Here is a 26,324-nt window from a genome sequence, read left to right as displayed (position 1 = left end):
AACGGAGAACCTCTTATGTCTTTTGACCTCACGGGCCGCCGCGCACTCGTCACCGGCGCGGGCCACGGTATCGGCGCGGCGGTCGCGCTGGGTCTGGCCCGGGCGGGTGCCGACGTGATCGTCCACTACGGGAACTCGGCGGACCAGGCTGGGCGTGTCGTGGACGAGATCGACGCACTCGGGCGGAAGTCCACCGCCCTCGCCGCGGACGTCACGGACGCGGCGGCCGTCGAGCGCCTGGTCGGCGAGAGCGTCGCTTTCCTCGGCGGCCTGGACATCGTCGTCGCCAACGCCGGGCACCTCGTCGCACGGGTGCCGGTCGCCGAGATGTCCGAGGAGCACTTTCTCCGTGTGATCGACGTCAACCTGGTCTCCGCCTTCCGGACCTGCCGGGCGGCCCTCCCGCACGTGCGGGAGGCCGGAGCCGCGGGACGGATCGTCCTGATGGCCTCGCAGGCGGCCCACGACGGCGGCGGCCCCGGCGCGGCCGCCTACGCGGCGGCCAAGGCCGGAGTGATCGGTTTCGCCAAGGGCCTGGCCAAGGAGGTCGGCGGCTCCGGCGTCACGGTCAACGCGCTCGCCCCCGGATACATCGGAGGCACCGCCTTCCACAACACGTTCACCGCCCCCGAGGCCCAGCGCGGCATCGTCGGGAAGCTGCCCGTCGGCCGGGCGGGCACCGCGGACGACGTCGCCGGCGCGGCCGTCTACCTGGCCTCCGACGAGGCCGGGTACGTCACCGGCGCCACCTTCGACATCGGTGGTGGCGCATGGCCGCGCTGACCGTTCCGGAGGAGACCGGCGGGTGGTGGCACGCCTACGTCTGCCCGGCGCACGGCGTCGAGCTCGACCACGGCGACCTGCTCGACGCGGCCTTCCCCGCCGACGGCGCCGCCTGCCGCCACGGCTGCCGCCTGGACACCGACGCCGTACGGGGCGCGAGGACGGTCCTGGTGCACCAGGAGATCGCCCGGCGCCTGCGGCACCTGGCCGCAGGCACCCCCGCCGAGCGCCGCGAGGCCGTGGCCGTGCTGCACCAGTACGCCGGACTCTACGCCGGCCTGCCGGGCGCACACGCGGGCGGCGCCGACTGGATGCTGCGCGGACGGCTCTTCCACCAGGCGCTGACCGAGGCCATCTGGGCGGTCAACATCGCCCACGCGGTCCGCACGCTCGCGGCGCACCACGACACCGGTCCCGGGCTGGGCGCACTCGTGCCCTTCCTCGACTCGCTCCGGGAGGCGGCCGGCGCGGCGCGGAAGGAACTCCTGCGGAAGGGAGAGGAACGCTCGAACTACACGGCCTGGCTCGCCGCCGCGGAGATCTCCTGCCACGCCGCCGCCGAGGCCGTCTCCGGAGCCGCGCCCGACCCGGTGGGCCTGGCCGGGGAGTACGGACTGGACTCCCACATGCGGGTGTCGGTGCAGGGGGACGGCTGGGAGTGGGAGGCGAGTACCTATTACCACCTGTTCGTCCTGCACGCCTACCTGCTCGCGCTGCGCGGCGCCCGCCCGGAGCGGCTTCCCCGGGAGATGGCGTCGGTACTGGGCGCGATGGTCTCCGCGCTGGCGGGCGTCGCCGCCCCGGACGGCACTCTGCCCGCTCTCCACGACGGCCCGTACCGGCGCGAGGCGCAGTCGGCGGAGATCGCGGAGGTGGCCGCGCTCGCCGGCCGGCTGTTCGCCGACACCCCGCTGAAGTCGGTCGCACAGGCCGCCGGGCGGGACTCCACCGCACCGCTGCCCGCGGACCTCGAGGAGTGGTTCGCGGGGCCCCCGCTCCCCGCGCCGCCGCCGCGACGGCACTTCCCCGACGCCGGATACGCGGTGTTCCGGACCGAGGGCGTCCACGCGGTGCTGGACGCCGGACCGCACGGCGGCGCGCACGGGCACCAGGACAAGCTGTCGCTCTACCTCTACGCGGACGACGGCACCACCTGGCAGCCTGATCCCGGCCAGGTGCCGTACGCCCACCGGAGCCTGCGGCGGTACTACGCCGGCACGGCGGCCCACCCCGCCTTCCGGGTCGACGACACCGAGCAGCGGCCCTGCGACGCCGTCCTCGACGGCGACGCCGGCCGGTGCGACCAGGCGTACGACGGGGTGACGGCCACCCGCAGGGTCGTCGAGGACCGGCGCTACCTGCTCGACGTCCTCGTACTGGAAGCCGCCGCCGAGCACCGGCTCACCGCCCAGCTGCGTCCGGCCACCGCCCTCGAGGTCGTGGCCCAGGGAGCCGACCGAGCCCGCACCGTCTGGGGCGAGGACGGGGGAGCCGTCCTGAACGGCTGGCACGCGGCACACCCGCCGGCGGAGTTCACCGTCGTCCCCCACCCCGGCCCCGCCGACGACCCAGCGCGGGTCCGTCAGGGCGTCGACTGGTCCCTCACCGGACGGCGGGCGGTGTTCGTCTCCGTCTACCAGTCGGCCGAAGCGGCTTCTCCCGTCCGCCGGGTGAGCCTGTCCGAGCACACCGTCCACATCGATCTGGCCGACGGAACCGTCGCCACCCATCCCATCGGAGCGTGAGAGTACGCATGCTGCTTCTCGAGGGACGACTCGACTCACTGCGCGGCGAGCTGAACGGCACGCACGCGGCCCAGTGGCGGAGGCTGTACGAGCAGTGCGACTGGTACCGCCGGCAGAACCCGCCCACAGAACACCCCGAGGCGAGCATCACCTACTTCGGTCCCGCCGCCGCCAACCTGGCCCTGGCCTACCGGCTCACCGGGCAGCGCGGTTACCTGGAGGAGGCGTGGCGCTGGATCTCGACCTGCGCGGCGTTCCCCCACTGGGGCCGGGCCCACATGCCGGACCACGACCTGGACGCGGGCTGGCTGCTGCACGGTCTCTCCCTCGCCTACTCCTGGCTGGGCGAGGACCTGGAGCCGGAGCGGCGTGAGATCCTGCGCGCCAAACTGGAGCTCCAGGGCGAACGCCTCCACTCGTACGCCGAGGAGACCGCCGGCCGCTGGTGGTCGAGCGCCTACTGGCAGAACCACAACTGGATCTGCTGGACCGGCATCGCCACCGCGGGGTACGCGCTGGAACGTCCCGAGTGGACCAAGCCGGCCCGCAGGAACCTGGAAACGGTCCTCGGGATGCTTCCCGAGGACGGTTCGGACTCGGAGGGAGTGGTGTACTGGCGGTACGGGGTGCCGTGGCTCGCCATCCACACCGACCTCGTGCAGCACCAGGAGAACGCCGACCTGTGGTCGGTCGGCGGGTTCCTGCGCAACACCACGCGCTGGCGACTGCACCAGAGCGCGCCGGGCTTCGAGGAGATCATCGACCACGGCGACTGCCACGACCGGCGCAGCGGCCACAGCGTCGCCCTCTACTACCGGCTGGCCTCCGCGTACCGGGACGGCACGGCCCAGTGGCTGGGCGACCTGGTCGCCGAGCGCCACTTCTGGCGCGAGGCGTACCAGTCGGGTGTGCGCCCCGGTGTCATGCCCGAGGCCTTCCTCGAACTGCTCTGGTACGACCCGCGGGTGACCCCCGTCCCGCCCGGCCGGGAGCCCGTCACGGCCTACTTCCCGGACCTGGGGCAGATCACCGCGCGCACCGGCTGGGACAGCGCGGCCACCTGCGTCAGCTTCAAGGCCGCGCCCGGCGGCGGCCACCGGGCCTGGGAGGAGGGGCACCGGCTGAAGGACGCGGGCGGCTGGGACGCCATGAGCGCGGGCCACCACCACCCCGACGCCGGCGCCTTCGTCCTCCACTCCCACGGCGCCTTCCTCGCCGTGGACGAGGGGTACAGCAACCACAAGCGCGCCGCGCACCACAACCTGGTCCTGGTCGACGGGGAGGGCTGGGCGGACGAGGGCCGCTACCACGTCTACGAGGGCATACCGCGCGAGCGGTGCCCCCGGGTGCGGGACGTGCTCGCCGAGGACGGGTTCGCCCACGCCACGGCGGAGTCCGCCGTGATGTTCCCCGAACGGCTGGAGGTGCGGCGCGTCGACCGCACGCTGGTGGTGACACCTCGCGGACGTGTAGTCGTCCTCGACGAGCTGGAGGCCGCGGCGCCGCGCGAGTGGACGTACCTGCTGCACACCGACTGGCCCACGACACAGCTGGATCCCGACGGCTGGCGTCTGGAGGCGGGGCCCGGCAGCGCACGGCTGACCCGGCTGCTCCCCACCGACGCCACGGCCACGCGCCGGCGCACCGATGTGGAGGCCAACCCGACCTCCAGCACCCCCAGCCTCAAGGTCAGCAAGACGATGCACACCCTGTGCCTGACCACACCGCGGACCCGCACCGCCACGTTCCTGACCGTCCTGGAGAGCGCGGGCGCGCTGGACCCGCGGCCGGCCCCGGCGGAGCTCCTGCCCTCGGACCAGGGTCACGCGGTCTCCGTCGGCCGGGGCGACGAGAGCGAGCTGGTCCTCCTCGCCCCCCGCACCGGGGTCATCGAGACGGAACGCGTGAGCGCCGACGCCGCGGCGGTCATCCTCTCCGGCACGCGCACCGCGGCCGTGCGGGCCCGGCGCGTCGAGATCGACGGCGCCGCCGGACTGCGGACCGACGAGCCGTTCACCGGCGTACTGCCCACCGGGACCGACGGCGCGTAGGGAGCACACGATGAAGGGCTGGGAGCGGGGTGCGCTGCGCGCCATGGAGTTCGTGGCACAGCCGGCGCTGGCGGGCGCGGCGTTCTGCCTGCTGGCGCTCGGCGTGGTCACCTGGCTCCCGGCCCTGGCCGCGGCGGCGGTCGCGCTCCAGGACTGGCGGCGTGACGGCGGAGGCCGTCCCTTCACCGGGACGCTGCGCGCCTTCCCACGCTGCTGGCGCGCCCTGTGGAGGGACGGCCTCGCCGCCAGTGCCCTGATCGCCGTCCTCGCGGTGAACTGCCTCTTCCTCCTGGAGACGGCGAGTCCGGTCGCGTACCTCCTGCTCCCCGCCCAGCTCGTCCTGCTGGCCGCACTGGCGGTCTACTCCCTGTCCCTGACCGCCGGGTTCGCGGTCGACGCCGAAGGCGGGCTCCGCCGCCGCGCGGCGGGGTTCGCCTTCGGCTCGCCCGGGCGCGGCCTGGCCCTGCTGCTGGCCGTGCTCCTGGTCCCGCCGGCGGTACTGCCCGTTCCCTTGGGGCCCCTGCTGTTCGGCCCCACCTTGCCCCTGCTGCTGGCCCTCTCCCTGTACGCACCCACGAGAGCAAGGAAACCGGTATGAGAATCACCCGGTACATCGCTTCGGCGGCCGTTCTGCTCGCACTGACGGGAACGTCCGTGCCCACCGCGTCCGCCGCGCCCCGGGGCGGTCATGACATCCATGTCTCACCGGACGGCGACGACGCCAACGACGGAACGCGCGGGGCCCCCCTCGCCAGTATCCAGCGGGCACTGGACACGGCCGGTCCCGGATCGACCGTCCGTCTGGCACCGGGACGCTACCCGCAGGACTTCGTCACCCGGAGCCCGGACGTCACCATCACCGGTCCCTCGTCCGCCGTGGTCCAGGGAACGGGCGCCGGCCGTGCCATCGGAGAGGTCCAGCACGACCGTGTCCGGCTGACCGGGTTCACCATGGACGGCCTGGTCGGCGATCCCGGCGAGATGTCCGGCTACCGCAAGAAACTCCTGTATGTCATGAGCACGACTCCAGGAGACGGTGTGGACGGCCTGCGCGTCACCGGCATGACCTTCCGCAACGCCGGCGAGGAGTGCGTACGGCTGCGCTACCTGATCACCGGCGCCGAGGTCGCCCACAACCGGATCACCGACTGCGGGGTGTGGGACTTCCGCTTCGGCGACGGCGGCAAGGTCGGCGAGGGCATCTACCTGGGCACCGCCCCCGAGCAGCAGGGCATGCACGGCGCCCCGGACGACCGGCCGGACGTCAGCCGCGACAACCGGATCCACCACAACCGGATCGACACCCGGGGCAACGAGTGCGTGGACATCAAGGAGAACTCCACCGCGAACCTGGTCGATCACAACGTCTGCACCGGCCAGCAGGACCCCAAGTCCGCCGGACTCGACGCCCGCGGCAGCGGCAACACCTTCCGGGCCAACCTCTCCTACGGCAACGTCGGAGCCGGAGTCCGGGTCGGCGGCGACACCCCCGCCGACGGCACCGCGAACAACATCGAGGACAACGTCCTCCTCCTCAACTCTGCGGGGGGCATCAAGTTCGAAGCCACCCCGCAGGGCCGGGTGTGCGGAAACACCCTGGCAGGCAACACCGGCGGAGACGCGACGGGCACATACGGGGACGAGTACGAGCCGTCGCGCCCCTGCTGACCCCAGAAGGAAACCTTCCACAACCAGCAAGAAGGAAAAGAAGACATGAGCCGCACCCGAAAGCGCACTCTGACCATGGCAGGCGTGGCCGCACTCTCGGCCGTCGCCGCCCTGACCGCCCCGCTGGCGGTGGCGGGCACCGCCACCGCCGCCGATCCCTGCGACTACCCCGCCCAGCAGCTCGACCTGACCAACTGGAAGGTGACCCTGCCGACCGGCTCGGGCGGCTCGCCGACCGAGGTCAAGCAGCCCGCGCTGGAGACCTTCTCCGCCGGCCCCTGGTTCACCGTGAACTCAAGGTGCACCGGTGTCCAGTTCCGCTCCCCGGTCAACGCCGTCACGACGCCCAACTCCAGCTACGGGCGCTCCGAGCTGCGGGAGATGACCGACAACGGCACCAAGAACGCGTCCTGGTCGGCGACCTCGGGCACCCACACCCTCACCTTCCGGCAGGCGTTCAACAGCCTTCCCAACGACAAGCCGCACGTCGTCGGCGCCCAGATCCACGACGGCGACGACGACGTGACGGTCTTCCGGCTGGAGGGCAGCAGCCTCTACATCACCAAGGGCAACGACACCCACCACAAGCTGGTGACCAGCAACTACCGGCTGAACACCGTCTACGAGGGCAAGTTCGTCGTCAGCAACGGCCAGATCAAGGTCTACTACAACGGCGTCCTCCAGACGACGATCTCGCACACGAAGTCCGGGAACTACTTCAAGGCAGGCGGCTACACCCAGGCCAACTGCGGCAACTCCTCCCCGTGCAGCAGCTCCAACTACGGGCAGACCAGCATCTACAAGCTCCAGGTCACCCACTCCTGAAGGACGGGGTGGTGCCGGGCCTCGGAGTAGGGGGCCCGGCACCACCCAGCACGGTACAAGCGGGCGGGGCCGGGCCGGGACCCGGCCCCGCCCCCGCCAGGGCTCCGGCCTTCGAAGCGGAACACACCCAGCAGACAGGACGAGAAGCGCAAGTGAACGGTGTCAACGATCCATCGCCCGCGCGGCCAAACTGCCCGACCACCTCGGAGATAGCCGCCTGTGGGCTGATCGCGATCCTGCGCGCGCCCACCGCCGAGCACTTCCCCGCGATCACCGAGACACTGCTCGACGCCGGCATCCGCGCCATCGAGATAACCCTCACCACCCGCGGCGCCCTGGAGTGCCTGCGCGAACTCGCGGCCGCCCACGGACCGGAGGCGGTCATCGGGGCGGGAACGGTCCTGACCGACAGCCAGGCGGAAGCCTGCGCCGACGCCGGCGCACGCTTCGTCGTCTCCCCCGTCGCGGCGCCCGGCGTCGTCCGTGCGGCCCGGTCCGCGGGCATGGCGGCCTATCCCGGCGCACTCACCCCCACCGAGATCCACACCGCCGCCGGTTCCGGAGCGCCCGCCGTGAAACTCTTCCCGGCCTCCGCCGTCTCCCCCCGGTACGTCTCGGATCTGCGCGGCCCGCTTCCCGGCGTCCCCCTCATCCCCACCGGGGGCATCTCCCTGGACGACATCCCGGCGTGGACGGCGGCCGGGGTCGCGGCCGTGGGGCTGGGCACCCCCCTCATCGGCCAGGCGGCGACCGAGGGCGCCGACGACCGCCTCGCGGACCGCGCCCGCCGGGCCGTCACGGCCGTCTCCGAGGCCAGGGCGGCCCGATGACAGACGCCCACGCCGTACCCGCGCCGCGGACCACGGGCGGCCTGCTCACCTTCGGCGAGACGATGGGACTGATCGTGGCGACGGCGATCGGCACCCTGGAGCACGCACGTGACTTCACCTTCGGCATCGGCGGGGCCGAGAGCAACGTGGCCATCGGCGTCGCGCGCCTGGGCGCTCCGGCCACCTGGATCGGCCGGGTGGGAAGCGACGCGGCCGGAGACCTCGTCGGACGCCGCCTGCGCGCCGAGGGCGTCCGGGCCGTCGCGGTCCGGGACCCGTCCTTCACGGGCCTCATGATCCGCCACCAACGGGCCGCCGGCGTGGTCCACGTCGACTACCACCGCGCCGGTTCGGCCGGCTCCCGTCTCACTTCCGACGACCTCCCCGTGGACGCGGTCCGGCAGGCCGCGATCCTGCACCTGAGCGGCATCACCCCCGCCCTGAGCGCCTCCGCCCGCCACGCCACCCGGTACGCCGTCGCCGCGGCCAGGGCGCACGGCGTGCTCGTCAGTGTCGACGTGAACTACCGCGGCAAGCTCTGGGACCGGGACACCGCCCGACGCGAGTTGCGGGGGCTGGTCACGGAGGCGGACATCGTGTTCGCCGGGGTCGAGGAAGCCCAGCTCGTCCTCGGCTCCCACGCCACCGCCCCCGAGCGACTGGCCATGGACCTGGCGGCGCTGGGGCCGGCCGAGGCCGTCGTCAAGACCGGCTCCCGGGGATGCACCGCCAGGCTCGACGGCGTGACGCACACGGAGCCGGCGCTGTCCGTCCCCGTCGTCGACACCGTCGGAGCCGGCGACGCGTTCGTGGCCGGATACCTCGCAGAGCGCCTGGGAGGCGGCGGCCCCGCCCAACGCCTCCGGACGGCCTGCGCGATGGGCGCCTACGCCGTGTCCGTTCCCGGCGACTGCGAACTGCTGCCGACCCGCGACGAGCTGGAGACCTTCCTGAAAGCCGGAGACGTCCTCCGGTGACCGGTGCTCCCGGACCCGTGTCCGTCTCCTTTCCCGTCTGCCGGAACCGTCCCGTGACCCAGCCCCCGGTGACCCTGGAGAAGATCACACTCGGCGACTGGCGAGCCGTCCACTCCTGGGCCCGCCTCGCCGAGGCGTGTCTGTTCCAGTCCTGGGGACCGAACACCGAGGAGCAGACGCGCGCTTTCGTGAGGACGGCGGTCGACGCCTGGTCGGAGTGGCCTCAGCGGAGATTCCCCTACGTGGCCCGCTTGGGGGACACCGTCGTCGGTATGGGCGAACTCCACATCCGCGGTCGAGCGCGGCGGCAGGGAGAGATCACCTACATCGTGCATCCACGGGTGTGGGGGCGGGGCGTCGGTACGGAGATCGGGTGTGCGCTCCTCTCACTCGGCTTCGACCGGTTGGGGCTTCACCGGATCCACGCCACCTGCGACCCGCGGAATCTCGGATCGTCCCGGGTGCTCACGAAGCTCGGCATGACCTGCGAGGGGCACCACCGGCACACGACGCGGAACCGGGACGGCCGGCGGGACTCGCTGGTGTTCAGCCTCCTTGAGGAGGAATGGCGTGCCGGGGCCCGGAGCGATGCCGACGCGGCCGAGCCGGAAGCCGACGGCTGAGGTGTACGGAGCGCCCTGGTGGCCGGTGTTTTCCGGTTCCGGCCCCCGAGAGCACGGGCCGGACGGGGGTGTCGTCGTGCGCCGGGGCGGGGTCTGGTAGACCGGTGGGGTGAGCGCCGAACCCGAGCCCGTACCACTGCCCGGCAGCCCCGAGCCGCCCGGGGAGGGCGGCCGGGCGCGTGTGACGTGCCGGGTGTGCGGACGGCCGCTGCGCGACCGGCGGGCGCGGCTGTGGGGCCTGGGCGTGGAGTGCCGGGAGAAGCTGGCGGTGCGCACCGCCCCGGCGCCCGGCCGCTGGGAGGTCGAGCAGGAGGCGCTGCCCGGGCTGTGAGTCGCGCCGAGGCGCGGACTCCCGGACCCTCCGGACATGGCGCGGCGCCCGTGCTCCCCTCCGGGCACGGGCGCCGCGCGGTGCGGAACGCCGTGGAACTCTGCCGGGCGCGGTCAGCGCAGCAGGCGGAGGGGGACGGCGTTCGCCATCGCCTCCGCTCCGGCGTCGCTGGGGTGGAGGTGGTCGCCGCTGTCGTAGCGCGGCAGCAGGCGCTCGGGGTCGGCGGGGTCGCGCAGGGCCCGGTCGAAGTCGATCACCCCGTCGTACTCGCCGCCGGTGCGGATCCAGTGGTTGACGGCCTGGCGGGCGGCCTCGGTCTCGGCGCTGTGGAAGCCGAAGGTGTCGCCCTTGAACGGCAGGATGGTGCCGCCGTGGATCTTCAGCCCCTGTTCGTGGGCGCGGGCGATGAGCTGGCGGTGACCGTCGATGATGTCCTGGGCGGTGATCTTCTCCGAGGCCGGGGCGGTGCCGGCGGCCGGGTGGCCGAGGTCGTTGACGCCCAGCAGGACGATGACGTGCCCGGCGCCGGGCTGGGCGGCCACGTCGCGGTCGAAGCGGCGCAGTGCGCTCTGGCCGAAGTAGGCCGCGTAGCCCTCGGCGCCGGAGCCGGCCGGGGGGTTGGGGTCGTGCAGCAGGCGGTTGCCGCTGACGCCCTGGTTGAGCACGCCCCGCGGGTGCGGTCCGCGGGCCTTCGCCAGGCGCCGGGCGAGGAAGTCGGGCCAGCGGTGGTTGGCGTTCGCCCCGGTGTCGGAACCGTCGGTGATGGAGTCACCGAGTGCGACGACGGCCGAGGCCCTGCCCGCCCTTCGGGGGCGGTCGGCGCTCACGCTCACGCCGGTCAGGAAGTACCAGCGGTCGATGGTGGCGGTCGGTGTGATCTCCGCCTGCCCGGTGACGTTGCCGGAGGCGACGTGGTTGTGCTGGAAGGCGAAGGCGTGGACCGTCGAGCCCGGGGTACGCTCGGGCAGGTGGATGCTCACCACCAGGTCGGAGCCCGCCGGCACCCGTAGGGAGACCGGGTCGCTGAGCAGGGGCGCGCCCGCGGGGACGGTCGCCGAGGAGCGCCCGCCGAAGGTGAGTCCGCGGTCGGTGCGCTTGTCGACGGCGGTGGGGCCGCCGTCCTCGTCACGGTGGGCGACGCGGACCTCGCCGATGACCAGGGGCCGGTCGCCGAACTCGTTCGACAGCCGGATGCGCACCCGGTCGCCGCCGATGCTGGTGCGGACGGTCTGGCGGATGGTCTGGTCCTCGAACACGGTGGTGTCCGAGGCGGGGACGGCCGTGGGGGTGGTGGACCAGGTGCCCACCCAGGCGCGGTCGGCATGCTCGCCGGGCGCCGGGGAGGCGCCCGGCGCGGCGGGCGTGACCGGCGCCGTGCCCAGGAGCAGGGCCCCGGTGAGCAGGGCGACGACGTAGCCGCCCGCCCGGCCGGCGCGGTCGCGGAGGAAGGCGAACCGCGTCGTGTTCGGTCCCATACGGGTCTCCCGGTGGCTTCGGATGCTGTTCATACCGGTCACGGGCGGTCTCAGCCGCGGCGGGCGGGCTTGTCGAAGCGCCAGCCCTCGGCCCTGAGCCGGGGGATGGCCCGGTCCACGGCCTCGACGGTCGCGCCGCGGTCGCCTCCGCCGTCGTGCAGCAGCACCACGGCTCCGGGCGTGACGCCCTCGGTGATGCGGCGGGCGAACTCGTCGGCGCCGTGCGGCTCCCAGTCGCCGATCACCAGCCGCCAGCCCAGCGGCTGCATCCCCATCGAGGCCGCCACCTGCGGCGTCCGGCCCCAGCTGCCGTACGGAGCTCGGAAGTAGGGGATCCGTGCACCCGGTGCGGCGCGGCGGATCGCGGCATTGGTCCGCGCCAGGTCCGCCCGGATGTCCTCGGGGGACCAGGTGGCCATGTCGTCGTGGTGCATGGTGTGGTTGCACAGCGTGTGGCCGCCGGCGACGATCTTGCGGACCAGTTCGGGGTGCTCCTCGACGTGGTCGCCCCACAGGCAGAAGACCGCCTTGACGTGGTGCTTGCGCAGCACCTTCAGCAGGCGCGGGGTGTCGGCGGGGTTGGGGCCGTCGTCGAAGGTGAGGGCGAGGGTCCTGCCGCCGTGCCGGGTGGTCTCGACGACGGTGTCGTTCGCCCGGTGGGCCTGGGCGGGGCCCGCCGCGGCCAGGACTCCCAGGCACATGCCGCAGGAGAGCAGCAGGGGCATCGCCAGACGGCGCAGCCGGCGGGCGTGCCGGGGGCGCGCCGCTTCGCCGGCCGGTCCTGGTGAGGGTGTGGCGGTCGTGGTCAAGGCTGGTCCCTTTCTGGCGCTTCCGTCGGCCCCGGACTCCGTCGGCGGCCGGGCGGCGGGCCCGTGCGGCGCGATCGCGCGATTCGAGACTTCCGGAAGATTTCCGGTCGAGCGGGGAGACCATAGGGAGACCCCGCGTCGGCGTCAAGGGCCGCCCAATTCCCGTAGCGGGAAGGCGTTACCGCTGGTCAGGACAGGTTCCGGCATCCTCGCCGGGCCGATCCGCCACCTGGTGGCCGAAAGAACGCGGGAGGGAAGCGGGGAAAAACGCACGGGTGTCGGGCCCGGGCGGCCGTACTCCCGACACCTGTCTGATGACCTGGGAGGAAGCCCATGACACCGTCTCACCACGACACCGGCGCACGCCCCACCGTGCCCCGGGCCGACGATCGGAGGACGCAGATGAGCCCGCGCCACCGGTTCGACCCCGAACTGGCCGCGGCACTCCCGCTGATCCCCGAGGTGGAGCTGCTCGACCTCGACGCGGCCCGGGCCTCGCAGGCCGCGCAGGTGGCCGCGGCGGTGGCGGCGGCCGACACCTCCGGCGTGGACGTCGGGGAGACACACGTCCCCGGACCGGCCGGCGCGCCGAAGGTGCGGCTGCTGCTGTACCGGCCGCACGGCGCCCGCGGCCCGCTGCCCGCGGTGTACGCCGTCCACGGCGGCGGCTTCATGCTGGGCTCGCCGGAGGTCGACCACGACTGGAACCTGCTGCTGTGCCGGCGGCTCGGCGCCCTGGTGGCCTCGGTCGACTACCGGCTGGCGCCCGAGCACCCCTTCCCCGCGCCCCTGGAGGACTGCTACGCAGGGCTGTGCGGGCTGGTGGAGCGGGCCGGGGAGCTGGGGGTCGCACCCGAGCGGATCGCCCTGTGGGGCGACAGCGCAGGGGCGGGGCTCGCCGCCGGGCTGGCCCTGCTCGCCCGCGACCGGGGCGGTCCGGCCGCCTGCTTCCAGCACCTGTGCTCCCCCGCGCTCGACGACCGGCTCTCCACCCCCAGCGCGCGGCGGTTCACCGACACGCCCGTGTGGAACCGGCGCAACGCCGCGATCGGCTGGGACGCGTACCTGGGGCACGGGGTGCGGGGCACCGCCGGTGTCCCCCCGTACGCCGCCCCCGCCCGCGCCGGGGTGATCGAGCTGGCGGGCCTGCCGCCCGCGTACGTGTCGGTGATGGAGTTCGACCCGCTGCGGGACGAGGGCATCGACTACGCCCGCGCCCTGCTGGCCGCCGGGGTGCCCGCCGAACTGCACCTGATCCCCGGCACCTTCCACGGCGCGTGGGCGGTGGAGCACGCCGCCGTCATCCGCCGGGCGACGGCCGAGGCCGTCGAGGTGCTGCGCGGGGCGCTGGGCGGCTCCGGGCCGGTGGAGCCGGCCGGGCCGGTGAGGGGGTGAGCGCTCAGCCGTCCCCGTTACCGGCCAGCCGCAGGGCGTACAGCGCGAGCTGGGCGCGGAAGCGGTCCTGCGGATCGCGCAGCCGCCAGCCCGTCTCCCTCTCCACATGTGCCAGGCGCGCGGCCACCGAGCTGTGGTGCAGGTGCAGTTCGGCGGCGGCCTGCCGCAGCGAGCCGGTGCGGCAGAACGCGGCCAGGGCCGCCAGCAGTTCACCGCCCGGCCGGGCCTGCCCGGTGGCGGAGCCGCCGCGCTCGCCGTGCACCGGATCCCCCAGCCGCCCCAGCCGCCGTACGTCCGCCTGGGCGCGCAGCCGTTCCACCGGGATGTCGGCCAGCAGTGCGAGGGGACCGAGCTCGTCGTGGTCGGCCACCGCCTCCTGCGGGGCGCCCGCCACCGCGAACCGCAGGGCCGAGCGGGCCTGTGCCCAGGAGGTGTGGGCGTCCAGCGGGTCGGCGCCGGATCCGACCCCGACGCGCGTGCCCGGGGCCGGCCCGCGCGCCGTGCTCCGGTCGCGGGTGCGTTCGCGCATCGCCGCCCGCAGCTCGGCGGCCGGTGAGGCGGTGCCGGTGCCGGTGCCGTCCGGGGCGGATCCGGGTGCCCCTCGCCCGCCGCAGGCTCCCTCCCCGCCGCAGGCTCCCTCCCCGCCGCAGGCGTCGTCCCCGCCGGCCGCACCGCCCCGGCGCTGCACCAGCACCGCTCCCAGCGAGCCGACCCGCGCCACCCGTACGGTGCCCCGCAGCGCGCCGCGCCCCAGCAGCGCGACGGCCTCGACCCCGGCGTCCGTACCCGCGCCCGCTCCCGTATCCGCTCCCTTGTCCACCGCCACCGCGATCACCCGCAGCGGCGTCCCCGGCTCCAGGCCCAGCAGCCGCAGGGCGCGGGCGCGGTCCTCGACGGCCTCCCGGCCGGACAGCACCAGCTCGACCAGCGCCGGGTCGGCGGCCCGGGGGGTGCGGGCCGGGCGGGGGCGGCCGGCCAGCACGCGGGCGGCGATGGCCATCCACTCCAGCACCAGCTCGTCGAACGGCCCCGGCACGCCGGGACGTTCCAGCCACACGCGGCCGGCCGGCTCCAGGTCCACCCGGCCGGAGACGCGTCCGGGCGCACCCGTCAGGGCGGCGCCGTCCGGGGCGAACCGCACCGTGCGGCCGTCGGGCAGCTCCAGCCCCGCGGCGCACCCGGCCAGCCCCGCCGTGGACCGCGTCAGGGCCACCGGGTCCAGCGCACCGCCGAGCAGCGCCTCGAAGTGGGCGATCACGCGTACGGCGGTGGCGGCGTCCGCGTCCAGCGCGGACAGCCGCAGCAGCAGTCCCTTCACGTTCCGCAGTCTAGGAAGGAGACGGAGATGACCGACAGATCCGTGCGCGAGGCGGCACGGGGATCCGGAGGGCGCCGGGCCGGATCGCGCCTGACGGCGCTGCTGGGAGGTGTGCTGCCCATGATGGCGGCCCTCCTGCTGGCCCTGGCCGCGCCCCCGGCCTCCGCCGCCTCCCTGACCGAGGTGACGAACTTCGGCAGCAACCCCAGCAGTCTGCGCATGCACCTGTACGTGCCCGACAACGTCCAGGAGCGTCCGCCGGTGCTGGTGGCGGTGCACTACTGCACCGGCTCCGGCCCGGCGTTCCACTCCGGCACCGAGTTCGCCTCGCTGGCCGACCGGTACGGGTTCGTCGTGGTCTACCCGTCGGCGACCCGCAGCGGCAACTGCTTCGACGTCTCCTCGCCGCAGGCGCTGCGGCGCGACGGGGGCAGCGACCCGGTGGGCATCCGCTCGATGGTGGGTTACGTGCAGCAGCGTCTGAACGCCGACCCGGACCGGATCTACGTCACCGGCGCCTCCTCGGGGGCGATGATGACCAACGTCCTGGTGGGCAACTACCCGGACGTGTTCAAGGCGGGCGCGGCCTTCGCGGGCGTGCCGCACTCCTGCTTCGCCACCACCGACGGCTCGGGCTGGAACAGCGCCTGCGCGAACGGCACCGTGGACAGGACGCCGCGGCAGTGGGGCGACCTGGCGCGCGGCGCGTACCCCGGCTACAGCGGGCCGCGGCCCCGGATGCAGATCTGGCACGGCACCGAGGACAGCACCCTGCGCTATCCCAACTTCAACGAGCAGATCGAGCAGTGGACGGACGTCCACGGGGTGAGCCCGACGCCCGCGTACACCGACCGGCCGCAGTCGAACTGGGTCCGCACCCGCTACGGCGGCACCGGTGACCAGGCCCCGGTGGAGGCCGTCAGCGTCCAGGGGACCGGGCACTCCCTGCCCGCCGGCGGCATGGCGGCCCGGGCCATCGCGTTCTTCGGCCTGGACGGCACCGGCTCCACCGATCCCGACCCCGACCCGGACCCGGAGCCCGACCCGGAGCCGGAGCCGGGGGCCTGCCGGGTCGCCTACACCACCAACGCCTGGAACACCGGGCTGACCGCGTCCGTCACCGTCACCAACACCGGCAGCGCGCCGCTGAACGGCTGGTCGCTCTCCTTCCGCCTGCCCGCGGGCCAGACCATCGTCGCCGGCTGGGGTGCGAGCTACAGCCCGGGCAGCGGTGCGGTGACCGCCAGGCCCGCCTCGTACAACTCCACCCTGGCGGCCGGGGCCAGTGTGCGGATCGGCTTCCAGGCGAGCCATACGGGCGACACCGGCGAGCCGTCCTCCTTCACCCTGGACGGCGCCGTCTGCACCACCGTCTGACGCCTGCGGGCGGGACGGCACCGGCCCCGGCGGGGATTCCCGCCGGGGCCGGTGCGTACCGGTGCGGCACCTGAGGGGTCAGCGGACGGCCGGCTGGTCGAACGTGTAGCCCTGCGCCTTCAGTCGCGGGATGGTCTGGTCGACGGCCGAGACGGTCTGGCCGCGGTCGCCGCCGCCGTCGTGCATCAGCATCACGGCCCCGGGCGTGACGCGCTGCATGATCCGGTTGACCAGTTCGCCCGTGCCCGGCGGCTGCCAGTCGCCGATGTCCGCCCGCCAGCCCAGCGGCTGCATCCCCATCGAGGCCGCCACCTGCGGGGACTGGCCCCAACTGCCGTACGGGCCACGGAAGTAGGTGATCTGCGCACCCTGAGCGGCCTGGCGGATCGCGTTGTTGACCTGTTCCAGGTTCTGGCGTATTTGCTGCTGGGACCAGCCGCCCATGTCCTGGTGCGCCATGGAGTGGTTGCACAGCCGGTGGCCGTCGGCGGCGATCCGGCTCACCAGGTACGGGTACTGCCGCACATGGTCGCCCCACAGGCAGAAGGTCGCCTTGACGTTGTGCTTGCGCAGCACTTCCAGCAGGCGGGGGGTGTGGGTGGGGTCGGGGCCGTCGTCGAAGGTGAACGAGACGGTCCGGCCGCCGCTCTGGGTGTAGGTGATGACGGTGCTGTCCACGGCCTGGACCGGCCCCGCCGTGGCCAGGGAACTCATGCAGAGACCGGCGGCGAGCAGCAGGGGCGCCGCGAGGCGGCGCAGACGGCCCGGGCGGCGCGTGCGGTGCGGGCGGCCCACAGCGGCCTCCGTAGTGGCGCTCGTTGTCGTGGTCAACTCGGGTTCCTTCCTGGTGCGCGGCCGGGCCCGGCTCTCCTCGTCCGGGAGCGCTCCGGTCCGGCTCGCGGTGGGGGGTGGGAAACGCGGGGGAGAAACCTTCCGGAATTATGGAGACCGAGGTTCCCGTGCCGGTTCCGCTGTACCAGGCCAAGGCCGAGTTCTTCCGGATGCTGGGGCATCCGGTCCGCATCCGCGTCCTGGAGCTGCTCCAGGACGGTCCGAGGCCGGTACGCGACCTGCTGGCCGCCATCGAGGTCGAGCCCCCCCCAACCTCTCGCAGCAGCTCGCGGTGCTGCGCCGCTCGGGCATCGTCACCGCCACCCGCGAGGGCTCCACCGTGGTCTACGAGCTGGCCGGCGGGGACGTCGCGGAGCTGATGCGGGCCGCGCGCCGGATCCTGACCGAGATGCTCGCCGGGCAGAACGAACTCCTGGCGGAACTGCGGGACACATCCCGAGCCCCCTCCCGGACCGTCCCCCAGGACGCCTCGCCGGCCACCTCCGAAGCCGCAGGGAACGGCGCCGAGTGAGCACCGCCCCCGGCCGGGCCCGGCCGGCCCTGGCCACGTGCCGTTCCCTGCTGCCCACCCGCTCCGACCTCGCCGCCATGCGCGCCCACCCCCGGCAGGACCTCCTGGCGGGGCTGACGGTGGCCATCGTGGCGCTGCCGCTGGCCCTGGGCTTCGGCGTCTCCTCCGGCCTCGGCCCCGAGGCCGGGCTGGCCACCGCCGTGGCCGCCGTGATGCTGGCCGGCGCCCGGTGGCGGCCCACCGTCCCGTTCTCCGTCGTCGCGGTGGCCGCCGCGACCGCCGTGACCGAGGTGCTCCGCCTCGACGGCGCCGAGCCGATCGGCGATCTGCCGCCCGGCCTGCCCGCGCCCTCGCTGTCCCTCCTCGACCTGTCGGCGCTGTCCTCGCTGCTCGCCCCGGCGGTGGCCGTTGCCGCGCTGGCCGCCCTGGAGTCCCTGCTGTCGGCCTCCGTGGCCGACGGCATGACGGTGGGACAGCGGCACGACCCGGACCGGGAGCTGTTCGGGCAGGGCCTGGCCAACATCGCCTCCCCGCTGTTCGGCGGGGTGCCCGCCACCGGCGCCATAGCCCGTACCGCCGTCAACGTACGCGGCGGCGCCCGCTCGCGGCTGGCGGCGCTGGCGCACGCCGGTGTGCTCGCCGTCGTCGTCCTGGCCGCCGCCCCGCTGGTCTCGCGCATCCCGCTGGCCGCACTGGCCGGTGTGCTGCTGGCCACCGCAGTGCGCATGGTGGAGGTCGGATCGCTGCGGGCGATCACCCGCGCCACCCGCTCCGACGCGGCCGTCCTGGTCCTGACCGCCGTGACGACCCTGGTGCTGGACCTGGTGTACGCGGTGATCGCCGGCCTGCTCGTCGCGGGCGCCCTCGCCCTGCGGGCGGTGGCCCGGCAGGCCCGCCTGGACCAGATGGACGTCACCGGCGACATCCCCGGCGGGCACGGTGACGAGGAACGCGCCCTGCCGGCCGAGCACATCGTCGCCTACCGCCTGGACGGGCCGCTGTTCTTCGCCGCCGCCCACCGCTTCCTGCTGGAGTTGTCGGAGGTGGCCGACGTGCGGGTGGTGATCCTGCGCATGTCGCGGGTGACGACGGTGGACGCCACCGGGGCCCTGGTGCTGAAGGACGCGATCGACAGGCTGCACCGGCGCGGCATCACCGTGCTGGTCTCCGGGGTCCGCCCCGAGCAGCGCCGCGCGCTGGAGTCCGTCGGCGCGCTGGACGCCGTCGGCCCCGGGGACCGGGACTGGCCCAGCACCCCCGAGGCGATCCGCGGCGCCCGCGAGCATCTGTACGGGGCCGGGGCCCTGCCCGCCCCCGCCGCTCCCCCGTCCCCCGCCGCGCCCTCGCGGGAGCCGGCTCGGTGAAGCCGCCGGCCGCCCGTGTCCCCGCCGTACGGCCATTACCGTGAGGCGCATGGAGATCTGGATCAATCCCGCCTGCTCGAAGTGCCGCAGCGCGGTGAAGCTGCTGGACACGGAGGGCGCCGAGTACACCGTCCGCCGCTATCTGGAGGACCCGCCGAGCGAGGACGAGCTGCGCGCCGTGCTGGAGCGGCTCGGCCTGGAGCCCTGGGACGTCACGCGCACGCAGGAGGCCGAGGCCAAGGAGCTCGGCCTGAGGTCCTGGCCGAAGGAGCCCGCCGAGCGGGACCGCTGGATCGCCGCGCTGGCCGGTCACCCGCGGCTGATCCAGCGTCCGATCATCACCGCCGACGACGGCTCGGCGGTCGTGGGGCGCAGCGAGGAGGCCGTGCGCGACGCGCTCTCCCGCTAGTGCCGCGTCCCCCGGCCGCCGTCCCGGCCGTCATCCCGGCTGAACGCGTCCCCGCAGGCGCCGCCACAGGCCGGCCGGCCCGCGGCCCGGTTCCGTGCGCGCCGCACCGCCCGCGCCGTCCGGGGTTCCGGCGGCCGCGCCCGTCCCCCGGCCGGCGTCCGCCGGCCGGGGGACGGGCGAACGGGTCGCGGTCGTGGCGCGGGGTGAACCGCACCGGCAGCGCGTCCAGACGGCGCGACCAGGACGAGGAGGTCCAGGTCAGCTCCTCCCCGGGGACGGCCAGCCGCAGGTCCGGCAGTCTGGCGATCAGGGTGTCGATCCCGGAGCCGGTGACGGCCCGCCCGATGTCCTGGCCCGGGCACTCGTGCGGCCCGCTGTTGAACGACAGGTGCGAGCGGTTGCCGTACATCTCCTGGCCCGTGGTGCGCCCGGTGGCCGGGTCGGCGTTCCCGGCCGCCAGGCCGAGCAGCAGCAGATCGCCCTCGCGGATCTCGCGCCCGGCGATCTCCATGTCGTACCTGGGGAACCGCGCGGGCAGCACCGTCAGCGGCGGCTCGTCCCACAGGATCTGCTCCACGGCGGCCGGGAGGGTCATCTGGCCGCCGTGGAGGGTGCCCCGGAAGCGCGGGTCGGTCAGCACCATCCGCAGTGTGTTGACCATCAGGTTGGTGGTGGCCTCGTGGGCCAGGACGAGGACGAGCCGCAGGTGCTGGCGGACCTCGTCGTCGCTGAGCGCGGCCTCGTGCTCGATCAGCCAGGAGGCCAGGTCGGGGCCGGGCGCCCGGTGCTTGGCGGCGACCAGCCGGCCCAGGATCCCGTGGATGTGCCGGTCGGCCTCCAGCGCTTTCCGCGTACCGCCGACGAGCTGCCGGCTGGCCGTGACCAGCCGCGCCCCCTCCTCCAGCAGCCCGCAGAGGTCGGTCAGCACCATCATGGGCAGCGACAGGGCGAACTGGCCGACCAGTTCGGCCCGCCCCGCGCCGGCGGCCGGGATCCCGCCGTGCGCGGCGGACGGTCCGGGGAAGGGCGGCGTGCTCACAGGACCTCCCGGGTCGCGGTGGCGGAGTCGTGGAGGTGGTGCATCAGCGTCAGCAGGACGTCGCGGCTGGAGTCGGATCTGCGGGCGTCGCAGTCGACGACGGGGACGTGCCCGGGCAGGTCGAGCGCGGACCGCAGCTCACGGGCGGGATGGACGGGGGCGCCGGGGAAGTTGTCGGCGGCGACGACGAAGGGGACGCCGCCCTGCTCCAGGCGGTCCATGGCGGGGAAGCTCTCCTCCAGCCGCCGGGTGTCCACCAGCACCACCGCGCCCAGCGCGCCCGCGATCACGCCGTTCCACAGGAACCAGAAGCGCTGCTGGCCGGGTGTGCCGAACAGGTAGAGGACGAGCCGTTCGTCGAGGGTGATCCGGCCGAAGTCCATGGCCACGGTCGTCTCGGTCTTGCGCTCCACGCCGGAGAGGTCGTCCACGCCGACCCCGGCCTGGGTCATCGTCTCCTCGGTGGTCAGGGGGCGGATCTCGCTGACGGAGCCCACCATGGTCGTCTTGCCGACGCCGAAGCCCCCGACGACGACCACCTTGACCGATCTCTCAGCGGAGGCCGGCAGCAGGTCCTCGCGCCGCGGGCCGGGCGGCGTTCTACAGTCGTTGCAGTCCATCGATCAGCGCTTTCAGGATCTCGACGTCGGGGTCCGCGGCCGCCGTGTGCGCCGCGCGGGTCTGCCGCGCCTCCACCAGGCAGTCGCCGACCAGATCCGCCAGCAGCACCTGGACGGCGCTGAACGGCAGGTCCAGGTACGCGGACAGTTCGGCCACGGAGAGCGGGCCGGTGCACATGCGCAGGATGGAGACGTGCTCGGGGCGCATCCCCGGCTGCGGCTCGGACCGGGCCACGATCAGCGTGACCAGGTCGAGCACCCGTTCCTCCCCGGCCTCGGTGCGCCCGCCGGTGACGATGTACAGGGGGACGGGCGTGCCCTCCTCCCAGTCCCCCTCCCCCGCTGCCCGGCCGTCCCCGCTCACGGGGCCTGCTCTGGGGCCCGGGGCGGACTGGCGAGGTGGTCGCCGATCCTGGTGACCAGATCCCTCATCCGCTGGCTCATCAGTCCGGCGTCCACCCCCTCGTCGGCGGTCACCGCCAGGCAGGAGTTGGCGGCGGCCGCCATGAGGTAGAAGAAGCCGCCGTCCACCTCCAGCACGACCATGCGCACACCGCCCTCGCTGTGCGGGAACTCCGCGGCCACCGACTGCGCCAGGCTCTTGAGGCCGGAGGAGGCCGCGGCCAGCCGGTCGGCCGCGTCCTTGTCGCCGCCCCACCGGGCCATGCACAGGCCGTCGGCGGAGAGCAGGACGATGTGCCGGGTGCGGGGGACGGTGACGGCCAGGTCCTTGAGCAACCAGTCCATGTTCTTGAGCCGCTGCTGCGTCGTCACGTGCAGATCACCTGATTCCACTACTGGTTTCACGAGTCGTCGCCGGCCGCGGGCCGGTCCGGTGCCCGCCGGGGCGCCGGAGGCGTCGGGGGCTGGGGCGGGGCCGTGCTCCCGCCGGGTTCGGCGCAGCCGGGCTTGTCGCCGTCGGGTTCGGCGCCGTCGGGCCCGGCGAAGAACGCGCCCGTCCACAGCCCCGTGCCGGGGTGGGTCAACAGGGGCGACCTCCCGGCCGCCTCCGCGCCCGGCGCCCCGAACACCCCGTACCTGCCGCCCAGGGTTCCCGTGCCACCCGCCCCGGTCGTGGGGACGGCGGCGCTGCGGCGGCGCTGCGGCAGCCCGTTGGCGTTGCGCTCGACGGCGGCCGGTCCGCCGTCCGCGTCCGCCCCGGCGGCGGACCGGGCCGCGGGCGGACGCGCCGCCGGGTGGGCGGGCGCGGGCGGCGGACCGGCCATGGCCCGACGCCGGGTCACCGGCCCGGGAGGACGGCCGCCGACCCGGGCGTAGGCCTCCATGGGCAGCGCGGTGAGCAGGTCGTGCGGGACGAAGACGACCGCGCGCACCCCGTCGCAGGTCGAGGGCCGCAGGGAGATCCTCAGCCCGAGGCGGCCCGCCAGGACGCCCGCCACGCGCAGGCCCATGCGGGCCGTCTCGCCGAGGTCCTCCAGGTCCAGCCCGTTCTGGGCCTGGGTGAGCAGGAACTCGGCGTGCCGGCGGGTCTCCTCGGTCAGGCCCACCCCCTTGTCCTCGATGGAGACCTCGATACCCGAGGCCACCTCCTCGGTGTTGACGACCACCTTGGTGCTGGGCGGCGAGTAGCGGGTGGCGTTGTCCATCAGCTCGCTGAAGACCAGGCTCAGCGGCTCGACCGCCGGGCCGAGCACCGCGATCTCGGCGATCCGGTGCAGTTCGATGCGCAGGTACTCGGCGATGGGGGCGCTGCCCGCGCGCAGCACGTCGTAGAGGGAGACGGGTTTCTGCCACTGGCGCGCCGGGCTGCCGCCGCCGAGGACGGCCAGACTGGTGGCCACGCGGCCGGCGACGTTGACGCCGTGTTCCAGGTGCATCAGGTCGCCGAGGGTCTCGGGGGCCGGGTGCTTGAACTGCATCCTGCGCAGGTCGGCCTGGAGGCGGTGGATCTCGGCCTGGATGCGGCAGGCGATCGCGACGATCGCGCGGCGGGCGGAGTCGCGCTGGAACTCGCGGTCCTGGACCGCCCTGACCACGGTGCTGGTCAGCTTCTCGTGGGCGGTCACCAGTCGCGGGTCGGAGTCGGCGGGGTGCAGCGAGGGGGGCAGTACGTCGCCGGGCACCTCGCCGCGCTGCACGGCCTCGACGACGGGCGGCATGACCTCCAGGCAGTAGTGCTCCAGGTCGGCGAGCTGGCGTTCGGCGCGCTGGTGGGCGGCGGTGATCTCACGGCCCCGGCGGACCACCTCGTGGGCGGCCGCGGCCACCGCGAGCGTCGCCGCGGCCCCGCACCAGGCGACCGCGGCACGGGCCGGGGCGGTGACGAAGATCGCGGCCAGGGCCGCACAGGCGGCCGCCAGTACGGGGGAGGCGAGCCACAGGCCCCCGGGAGAGGGGGGTCGGCCTCCCGTCAACGAGCCGGCGGGCTCCATGGGCATCCTCTGGGACGTTGGGGTGGACGGTGGGACGGCTGCGGGACGGTTCGTGCTCCGGGGCGGCGGGCGCCTGCGGATGACGTGTCCGGGGCACCTACCAGCGGCATACGCCACTCACTGAGAGAGGGAGGTCCGGCCCCGTCGGCCCCCCGGCCACCCCGCTTCGGGGCATGGCGGCACCGGGGCACCGCACGCGGCGGCGCCCCCCCGTGACGGAGGTGCCTCGCTGCGTGACGGGGAGCATAGGGGCATTCGGCCGGCCGTCGAGGAGACTTGACAAACACCGTGCGAATGTGCGGCGACACGCCGGGTGATCATGCGGGCGTTACGGCCCGAGCCTGCGCGTTCGCTCCACTTTGGGCGGGTGTGCACACCGCCACCCCTTGGCCAGAACCGGATACCCGTTCCATCACCCGCGGGAGTGACGGCCGCTCGGTCCGCGGCCTTCCGCAGGAACACGGGAAAACGCGGGAAAGTACGGAAAGCGGCCCCGCCGGAGGTGTCGGATGGTGCAGTGTGCGGTCATCCTCTCCGTGGGACGACAGGGGGGCGAGGATGAGCAGTTTCGGTACGCACCGGGCCCGTGTGCACGACGCGGCGCGGCCCGCGCACCGCCGGCTGAGCGATCTGCGGACGTGCCTGCAGCACTTCGCTCCGTACGGCTTCCGGGCGACGTACCACCACCTGCGCGGGAGCGCGGGCATACCGGGCAGGCCCGAGAGGGACCCGGACTCGCTGGTGCGGGCCGTCGAGGAGCTCCACGCGGCCCGGCAGGTGTGGCTGGCCGCCGAGGCCGCGTACGCCGGGCGCCGGATGCGCGAGAAGCGCGCGGGCAGGCGGCAGCCCGGCCGCGCCGAGGCCTGGCAGGCGCAGCGGCGCCGGTGGCACAGCCTGGCCTACTGCCCCGACCCCCGGCGCCACCCCGCCGAGCCGCTGCCGGTGGTGGTGCGCCGTGTGCTGTGCGCCCGGCCGCCCGGCCGCCCGGAGCCGGGCGGCACGCCGGGGTGCTGGGTGTGCGCCGGGCCGGCCGGCACCGAGCTGTGGCGCGACGGCTACTGGACGTACACGCTGTGCGCGGGCTGCGGTGTGAGCCTGCGCCGGGAGTGACGCGCCCTCAGGCCGTCCGGGGCCCGGACGCCTCCGCCTCGGCCGCGCGGAGGAGGCGCAGCAGCTCGCGGGCCGGGGCGCTCTCCCCGTCGAAGGCCGGCGACTCCCGCTCCCCGCCGGGTCCGAGGACGAGCGCGAAGGGGGCCGGCGGCCGCGCGGGGTCAGTCACGGCCGGGCGCGGAGCGGGCCCCGTCGAGCCGGGCCTGCGCCGCCGCGAGGATCTCCGTCACCCGCACCCCGAACCGTATGTCGCACGGGTGCGGCTCACCGGTGCGGGCCGAGGTGATCAGGGCGTCCACGGCGTGCCCGAGGGCGGCGACCGCGTCCGTCTCCCCGTCCGGCAGTTCCACCGCGCCCGCGGTGCCGCGCAGTTCCACCCGGGTCACGGACGCCGCGGGCGCGACGGCGAGGCCGAGCGCACAGGTGCTGGCGGCCCCCGAGGTGTGGCTCAGGGCGAGCTGGACGGTCTGCCCGGCGCCGCGGACGGCGGCCACCGCCCCGTCGAGGCCGGCCACGTCGCCGAGCACCGGCAGCAGCATGGACAGGGCGTGCGGGCCGACGTCCCACAGCCCGCCCTTCTCCCGCCGCCAGGGCGAGTCGGCGAACGGGCTGGGCTCGGCGCCCTCGGCGAAGATGCCGCCGAGCCAGTCGGCGCGGCCGAGCTGCCAGCCGCCCGTCCGTTTCTGCTCCTCCAGCCATGCCGCCGTCTCGGGCCGGAACCGCAGGGTGAAGAAGACGACCGAGGCCACTCCGGCCGCCCCGGCCGCGCGGGCGATGCCGCGGGCGGCGGGGACGGTGGTGGCCACCGGCTTGTCCAGCAGCAGATGGCGGCCGGCCTCGGCGGCCCGTACGGCCAGGGGCGCCTGTATGTCCGGGGGGAGCGCCACGGCGACCGCGTCGCAGTCCGCCAGCAGCGCGTCCACGTCGTCGTAGGGCCGCCCGCCGAACCGTTCGGCGATCTGCGCCGCCGCCTCGGGCCTGCGGCCCCACACCCCCGCCAGCTCGGCGTCGGGGTGGGCGAGCAGTGCGGGGCCGTAGGCGAGTCGCGCCCAGGGGCCGGTGCCGAGCAGGCCGAATCTCATGTCGCGGTGTCTCCTTGGCTGTGCGGGTGGCCGTACCGGCCGCTGTACCGGTAAAGACGGGCGAGGGCGCCGCCAACCATGCCAGACGGCAGCCGGTGCCCGACACCCCGCTCGGGCCTGGGACGGCGGCGCGGGCGGGCGGCGGGCTCGCCCGTAAGGGGGCCGACCGCCCCGCCCCGGCGGTGCTTCGCGCGAAAGCGGGTACCCGGCCCCGCATGGCAGTGCGACATGTGTGGGTGAACAGGAAGCCAGAGAGAGTGTGGAGCGTCCTCGGCGACGCCGAGCAGTACCAGAAGTGGGTCGTGGGCACCCGCGAGACGCATGAGTCCGAGGGGCGCTGGCCCGAGGTGGGCACGGCCCTGCGCTACACGATCGGCATGGGGCCGCTGACCGAGCGCGGCCACACGATCGTCCGCGTCTGCGAGCCGCCCGGGCAGCTGGAGCTGGAGGCGTCGGCGGGGCGGCTGGGTACGGCCCGCATCGCCATCTCGGTGAAGCCGTGGGGCGAGGGCTCACTGATCACCATGGACGAGCACCCACTGCGCGGCGCGGTGGCGCAGCTGCACACCGCACCCCTGGACGCGGCGCTCCAGCTGCGGCACCGGATGATGCTGTCGCGGCTGCGGAAAGTGGTGGAGTCCGGCCGGAGCGAGGCCGACCGGGAAGCGGGGAGGCACACGTGACGGACGAACGCACCGGGGACCGCGCCGCCGGCCGGCCCGGGGAGGATTCCGGCG

Annotated in this window: 27 protein-coding genes and 1 pseudogene; 17 read left to right on the top strand and 11 right to left on the bottom strand. The window is 74.6% G+C overall.

The window, feature by feature from the left end:
- Positions 1 to 15 precede the first annotated feature (15 nt).
- From IQ279_RS01165 to IQ279_RS01120, 10 genes are all read left to right on the top strand, one after another.
- Positions 16 to 783, top strand: coding sequence for an SDR family NAD(P)-dependent oxidoreductase (locus tag IQ279_RS01165; protein ID WP_206346348.1), 768 nt, complete (start codon positions 16 to 18; stop codon positions 781 to 783).
- Positions 771 to 2,528 carry a heparinase II/III domain-containing protein gene (locus tag IQ279_RS01160; RefSeq protein WP_206346347.1) on the top strand — a complete coding sequence of 586 codons (1,758 nt, stop codon included), beginning with the start codon at positions 771 to 773 and terminating at the stop codon, positions 2,526 to 2,528. The genes IQ279_RS01165 and IQ279_RS01160 overlap by 13 nt, the downstream gene beginning before the upstream one ends.
- Complete coding sequence (locus IQ279_RS01155; RefSeq protein WP_307791980.1) at positions 2,525 to 4,579, top strand: DUF4962 domain-containing protein; 2,055 nt, start codon at positions 2,525 to 2,527, stop codon at positions 4,577 to 4,579. Before IQ279_RS01160 ends, IQ279_RS01155 begins: the two co-directional genes overlap by 4 nt.
- A 10-nt stretch (positions 4,580 to 4,589) precedes the next feature.
- A complete protein-coding gene (locus IQ279_RS01150) occupies positions 4,590 to 5,177 on the top strand; it encodes a hypothetical protein (protein ID WP_206346346.1) in 588 nt (195 codons plus the stop codon).
- Entirely contained in the window at positions 5,174 to 6,247 is a 1,074-nt protein-coding gene (locus tag IQ279_RS01145; RefSeq protein ID WP_206346345.1) for a DUF1565 domain-containing protein, read from the top strand. The genes IQ279_RS01150 and IQ279_RS01145 overlap by 4 nt, the downstream gene beginning before the upstream one ends.
- Before the next feature lie 45 nt (positions 6,248 to 6,292).
- Positions 6,293 to 7,072, top strand: a complete 780-nt coding sequence (locus tag IQ279_RS01140) for a polysaccharide lyase family 7 protein (protein WP_206346344.1) — start codon at positions 6,293 to 6,295, stop codon at positions 7,070 to 7,072.
- Positions 7,073 to 7,224: 152 nt separating this feature from the next.
- Complete coding sequence (locus IQ279_RS01135; RefSeq protein ID WP_206346343.1) at positions 7,225 to 7,902, top strand: bifunctional 4-hydroxy-2-oxoglutarate aldolase/2-dehydro-3-deoxy-phosphogluconate aldolase; 678 nt, start codon at positions 7,225 to 7,227, stop codon at positions 7,900 to 7,902.
- On the top strand, positions 7,899 to 8,879 hold the full coding sequence (locus IQ279_RS01130) for a sugar kinase (protein ID WP_206346342.1): 981 nt from the start codon (positions 7,899 to 7,901) through the stop codon (positions 8,877 to 8,879). Before IQ279_RS01135 ends, IQ279_RS01130 begins: the two co-directional genes overlap by 4 nt.
- 53 nt (positions 8,880 to 8,932) lie before the next feature.
- Positions 8,933 to 9,502 carry a GNAT family N-acetyltransferase gene (locus tag IQ279_RS01125; protein WP_307791978.1) on the top strand — a complete coding sequence of 190 codons (570 nt, stop codon included), beginning with the start codon at positions 8,933 to 8,935 and terminating at the stop codon, positions 9,500 to 9,502.
- 109 nt (positions 9,503 to 9,611) lie between these two features.
- A complete protein-coding gene (locus IQ279_RS01120; RefSeq protein ID WP_307791976.1) occupies positions 9,612 to 9,833 on the top strand; it encodes a DUF6011 domain-containing protein in 222 nt (73 codons plus the stop codon).
- Between the two features lie 113 nt (positions 9,834 to 9,946).
- Here the strand turns inward: IQ279_RS01120 and IQ279_RS01115 are convergent, their stop codons facing one another.
- Together IQ279_RS01115 and IQ279_RS01110 are read right to left on the bottom strand one after the other, a co-directional pair.
- Positions 9,947 to 11,308 carry an SGNH/GDSL hydrolase family protein gene (locus IQ279_RS01115; protein ID WP_206346341.1) on the bottom strand — a complete coding sequence of 454 codons (1,362 nt, stop codon included), beginning with the start codon at positions 11,306 to 11,308 and terminating at the stop codon, positions 9,947 to 9,949.
- Between the two features lie 50 nt (positions 11,309 to 11,358).
- On the bottom strand, positions 11,359 to 12,117 hold the full coding sequence (locus IQ279_RS01110; protein ID WP_206346340.1) for a polysaccharide deacetylase family protein: 759 nt from the start codon (positions 12,115 to 12,117) through the stop codon (positions 11,359 to 11,361).
- A gap of 402 nt (positions 12,118 to 12,519) precedes the next feature.
- On the opposite strand from IQ279_RS01110, the gene IQ279_RS01105 reads away from it, so the two are divergent.
- Positions 12,520 to 13,512 carry an alpha/beta hydrolase gene (locus IQ279_RS01105; RefSeq protein WP_206346645.1) on the top strand — a complete coding sequence of 331 codons (993 nt, stop codon included), beginning with the start codon at positions 12,520 to 12,522 and terminating at the stop codon, positions 13,510 to 13,512.
- 4 nt (positions 13,513 to 13,516) lie between these two features.
- Here the strand turns inward: IQ279_RS01105 and IQ279_RS01100 are convergent, their stop codons facing one another.
- On the bottom strand, positions 13,517 to 14,830 hold the full coding sequence (locus tag IQ279_RS01100) for a helix-turn-helix domain-containing protein (protein WP_206346339.1): 1,314 nt from the start codon (positions 14,828 to 14,830) through the stop codon (positions 13,517 to 13,519).
- A gap of 27 nt (positions 14,831 to 14,857) precedes the next feature.
- On the opposite strand from IQ279_RS01100, the gene IQ279_RS01095 reads away from it, so the two are divergent.
- Positions 14,858 to 16,207 (top strand): extracellular catalytic domain type 1 short-chain-length polyhydroxyalkanoate depolymerase, encoded by a 1,350-nt coding sequence (locus IQ279_RS01095; protein WP_206346338.1) that lies wholly within the window; start codon positions 14,858 to 14,860, stop codon positions 16,205 to 16,207.
- A 78-nt stretch (positions 16,208 to 16,285) separates the two neighbouring features.
- On the opposite strand, the gene IQ279_RS01090 is transcribed toward IQ279_RS01095, so the two are convergent.
- Positions 16,286 to 17,038 carry a polysaccharide deacetylase family protein gene (locus IQ279_RS01090; protein ID WP_206346337.1) on the bottom strand — a complete coding sequence of 251 codons (753 nt, stop codon included), beginning with the start codon at positions 17,036 to 17,038 and terminating at the stop codon, positions 16,286 to 16,288.
- Positions 17,039 to 17,166: 128 nt separating this feature from the next.
- Between IQ279_RS01090 and IQ279_RS01085 the strand changes: the two are divergent.
- The 3 genes and pseudogenes from IQ279_RS01085 to IQ279_RS01075 all read left to right on the top strand — a co-directional run bounded on the left by IQ279_RS01085 (position 17,167) and on the right by IQ279_RS01075 (position 19,343).
- A pseudogene (locus tag IQ279_RS01085) lies at positions 17,167 to 17,570 on the top strand (ArsR/SmtB family transcription factor).
- Between the two features lie 77 nt (positions 17,571 to 17,647).
- Positions 17,648 to 18,934 carry a SulP family inorganic anion transporter gene (locus IQ279_RS01080; RefSeq protein ID WP_206346644.1) on the top strand — a complete coding sequence of 429 codons (1,287 nt, stop codon included), beginning with the start codon at positions 17,648 to 17,650 and terminating at the stop codon, positions 18,932 to 18,934.
- A 49-nt stretch (positions 18,935 to 18,983) separates the two neighbouring features.
- The gene (locus IQ279_RS01075) at positions 18,984 to 19,343 is read left to right on the top strand and encodes an arsenate reductase family protein (RefSeq protein ID WP_206346336.1); all 360 of its coding nucleotides are present in this window, start codon (positions 18,984 to 18,986) and stop codon (positions 19,341 to 19,343) included.
- On the opposite strand, the gene IQ279_RS01070 is transcribed toward IQ279_RS01075, so the two are convergent.
- From IQ279_RS01070 to IQ279_RS01050, 5 genes are read right to left on the bottom strand one after another with little or no spacing between them, the layout of a single operon-like run.
- Positions 19,273 to 20,382, bottom strand: a complete 1,110-nt coding sequence (locus IQ279_RS01070) for a cytochrome P450 family protein (RefSeq protein WP_206346335.1) — start codon at positions 20,380 to 20,382, stop codon at positions 19,273 to 19,275. The genes IQ279_RS01075 and IQ279_RS01070 overlap by 71 nt on opposite strands.
- Positions 20,379 to 21,002, bottom strand: a complete 624-nt coding sequence (locus IQ279_RS01065; RefSeq protein ID WP_206346334.1) for a GTP-binding protein — start codon at positions 21,000 to 21,002, stop codon at positions 20,379 to 20,381. The genes IQ279_RS01070 and IQ279_RS01065 overlap by 4 nt, the downstream gene beginning before the upstream one ends.
- Positions 20,983 to 21,366, bottom strand: coding sequence for a DUF742 domain-containing protein (locus IQ279_RS01060; RefSeq protein ID WP_206346333.1), 384 nt, complete (start codon positions 21,364 to 21,366; stop codon positions 20,983 to 20,985). Before IQ279_RS01060 ends, IQ279_RS01065 begins: the two co-directional genes overlap by 20 nt.
- Positions 21,363 to 21,749 (bottom strand): roadblock/LC7 domain-containing protein, encoded by a 387-nt coding sequence (locus tag IQ279_RS01055; RefSeq protein WP_206346643.1) that lies wholly within the window; start codon positions 21,747 to 21,749, stop codon positions 21,363 to 21,365. Before IQ279_RS01055 ends, IQ279_RS01060 begins: the two co-directional genes overlap by 4 nt.
- A 56-nt stretch (positions 21,750 to 21,805) precedes the next feature.
- Positions 21,806 to 23,377: an ATP-binding protein gene (locus IQ279_RS01050; protein ID WP_206346332.1), complete on the bottom strand. Its 1,572-nt coding sequence runs from the start codon at positions 23,375 to 23,377 to the stop codon at positions 21,806 to 21,808.
- A gap of 576 nt (positions 23,378 to 23,953) precedes the next feature.
- Between IQ279_RS01050 and IQ279_RS01045 the strand changes: the two genes are divergently transcribed.
- Positions 23,954 to 24,505: a hypothetical protein gene (locus IQ279_RS01045; RefSeq protein WP_206346331.1), complete on the top strand. Its 552-nt coding sequence runs from the start codon at positions 23,954 to 23,956 to the stop codon at positions 24,503 to 24,505.
- Between the two features lie 7 nt (positions 24,506 to 24,512).
- Here IQ279_RS01045 and IQ279_RS01040 read toward each other — a convergent pair whose 3' ends face one another.
- Positions 24,513 to 24,674 carry a hypothetical protein gene (locus IQ279_RS01040; RefSeq protein ID WP_206346330.1) on the bottom strand — a complete coding sequence of 54 codons (162 nt, stop codon included), beginning with the start codon at positions 24,672 to 24,674 and terminating at the stop codon, positions 24,513 to 24,515.
- Positions 24,667 to 25,587 (bottom strand): Gfo/Idh/MocA family protein, encoded by a 921-nt coding sequence (locus tag IQ279_RS01035; protein WP_206346329.1) that lies wholly within the window; start codon positions 25,585 to 25,587, stop codon positions 24,667 to 24,669. Before IQ279_RS01035 ends, IQ279_RS01040 begins: the two co-directional genes overlap by 8 nt.
- A gap of 215 nt (positions 25,588 to 25,802) precedes the next feature.
- Between IQ279_RS01035 and IQ279_RS01030 the strand changes: the two genes are divergently transcribed.
- Complete coding sequence (locus tag IQ279_RS01030) at positions 25,803 to 26,270, top strand: SRPBCC family protein (RefSeq protein ID WP_206346328.1); 468 nt, start codon at positions 25,803 to 25,805, stop codon at positions 26,268 to 26,270.
- Positions 26,271 to 26,324 lie beyond the last annotated feature (54 nt).

It is taken from the genome of Streptomyces verrucosisporus (genome assembly GCF_017114865.1).
Classification (GTDB): domain Bacteria; phylum Actinomycetota; class Actinomycetes; order Streptomycetales; family Streptomycetaceae; genus Streptomyces; species Streptomyces fenghuangensis.
This window is presented reverse-complemented; position numbering and strand designations above follow the sequence as displayed.

What these genes read in the sequence shown, in the direction of transcription:
- IQ279_RS01065 (WP_206346334.1), bottom strand. Translation starts at nt 21,002, where the DNA reads ATGGACTGCAACGACTGTAGAACGCCGCCCGGCCCGCGGCGCGAGGAC.
- IQ279_RS01035 (WP_206346329.1), bottom strand. Translation starts at nt 25,587, where the DNA reads ATGAGATTCGGCCTGCTCGGCACCGGCCCCTGGGCGCGACTCGCCTAC.
- IQ279_RS01080 (WP_206346644.1), top strand. Translation starts at nt 17,648, where the DNA reads ATGCGCGCCCACCCCCGGCAGGACCTCCTGGCGGGGCTGACGGTGGCC.
- IQ279_RS01030 (WP_206346328.1), top strand. Translation starts at nt 25,803, where the DNA reads ATGGCAGTGCGACATGTGTGGGTGAACAGGAAGCCAGAGAGAGTGTGG.
- IQ279_RS01140 (WP_206346344.1), top strand. Translation starts at nt 6,293, where the DNA reads ATGAGCCGCACCCGAAAGCGCACTCTGACCATGGCAGGCGTGGCCGCA.
- IQ279_RS01115 (WP_206346341.1), bottom strand. Translation starts at nt 11,308, where the DNA reads ATGGGACCGAACACGACGCGGTTCGCCTTCCTCCGCGACCGCGCCGGC.
- IQ279_RS01165 (WP_206346348.1), top strand. Translation starts at nt 16, where the DNA reads ATGTCTTTTGACCTCACGGGCCGCCGCGCACTCGTCACCGGCGCGGGC.
- IQ279_RS01130 (WP_206346342.1), top strand. Translation starts at nt 7,899, where the DNA reads ATGACAGACGCCCACGCCGTACCCGCGCCGCGGACCACGGGCGGCCTG.
- IQ279_RS01150 (WP_206346346.1), top strand. Translation starts at nt 4,590, where the DNA reads ATGAAGGGCTGGGAGCGGGGTGCGCTGCGCGCCATGGAGTTCGTGGCA.
- IQ279_RS01045 (WP_206346331.1), top strand. Translation starts at nt 23,954, where the DNA reads ATGAGCAGTTTCGGTACGCACCGGGCCCGTGTGCACGACGCGGCGCGG.
- IQ279_RS01075 (WP_206346336.1), top strand. Translation starts at nt 18,984, where the DNA reads ATGGAGATCTGGATCAATCCCGCCTGCTCGAAGTGCCGCAGCGCGGTG.
- IQ279_RS01145 (WP_206346345.1), top strand. Translation starts at nt 5,174, where the DNA reads ATGAGAATCACCCGGTACATCGCTTCGGCGGCCGTTCTGCTCGCACTG.
- IQ279_RS01105 (WP_206346645.1), top strand. Translation starts at nt 12,520, where the DNA reads ATGAGCCCGCGCCACCGGTTCGACCCCGAACTGGCCGCGGCACTCCCG.
- IQ279_RS01055 (WP_206346643.1), bottom strand. Translation starts at nt 21,749, where the DNA reads ATGGACTGGTTGCTCAAGGACCTGGCCGTCACCGTCCCCCGCACCCGG.
- IQ279_RS01095 (WP_206346338.1), top strand. Translation starts at nt 14,858, where the DNA reads ATGACCGACAGATCCGTGCGCGAGGCGGCACGGGGATCCGGAGGGCGC.
- IQ279_RS01160 (WP_206346347.1), top strand. Translation starts at nt 771, where the DNA reads ATGGCCGCGCTGACCGTTCCGGAGGAGACCGGCGGGTGGTGGCACGCC.